The 858-nt window shown below is 31.8% G+C and carries 1 protein-coding gene and 1 pseudogene; both read right to left on the reverse strand.

The genetic code is table 11. The features are described 5' to 3' along the window. Positions 1–130: 130 nt before the first annotated feature. Positions 131–535, reverse strand: a complete 405-nt coding sequence (locus DWX73_RS13345; RefSeq protein ID WP_118349141.1) for an SMI1/KNR4 family protein — start codon at positions 533–535, stop codon at positions 131–133. 58 nt (positions 536–593) lie between these two features. Further along, positions 594–809: pseudogene (locus tag DWX73_RS15700) on the reverse strand (T6SS immunity protein Tdi1 domain-containing protein); the annotation flags it as partial. Positions 810–858 lie beyond the last annotated feature (49 nt).

The raw sequence follows: 858 nt of genomic DNA on the forward strand, positions 1-858 counted from the left end.
TTGTTCCTTTATAGGAAAGTTCGACGAAAGTGACTTTCCTATAGAAAAAGCAGTCAATCCTAAGACTAAACTGCTTTGTGTATATGGATATGAAATTGTCAAACTGAAATTGTGGTTGTATTACCATTTTCTATTGTATTCCCAAGAATTCAAAAAACTCTTCCAAAGATTCACTATCCTTTTCAAACTCCCACTCACCTTCACCATGCACCGCATAATATACAGGAGAATTATCCAAACTAATATCTATGCAATATGAATCTGCGTTACAATTTGCAATCACGACATAATTAGGCTTCCAATCTTCTATTACCGCATTCTGCACAGGATTATAAGAATAACCATGTTGTCCAACAAGCAGACCTTTAGCACCATATATTTCTATTTCATTTTCTAAAGAAAAATCTTCATCTTCTTCGTCATCATCATTCACATTTATGTATAGGTTGTTTTCATGATTATAAGGAAACTCTATGTAATCCTTAGGCAAAATCCATCTTGAACAAATTTCGTCCATCATCTCTTTTAGCTGCATATCGCTAATTATCCTTTCCTATCATCATACTCTTGATTACTTATTTACTGTGCCAAATTCAAATTTTACCTATCATTTGTGTAATTAATGCTATATGCTCTTTTATTTTTACCTTTTTTAAATTTTCTACTTTTTCGCTGCCTCCTAGCCCTAGTAAAGGTACATATCCAAAACATTCTTCAAAATTAAGTTTACCATTTTTAATTATTGCTTCCTTATAATGTGAATTATCAAGAAAATCTCTTACATATTCAGCTTCCTTATAATGTGAATTATCAAGAAAATCTCTTACATATTCAGGGTCCCTTTATTCAGGGTCCCTT

This window comes from Coprococcus sp. AF21-14LB, assembly GCF_003458885.1.
In the GTDB taxonomy this organism is placed as follows: Bacteria; Bacillota; Clostridia; order Lachnospirales; family Lachnospiraceae; genus UBA9414.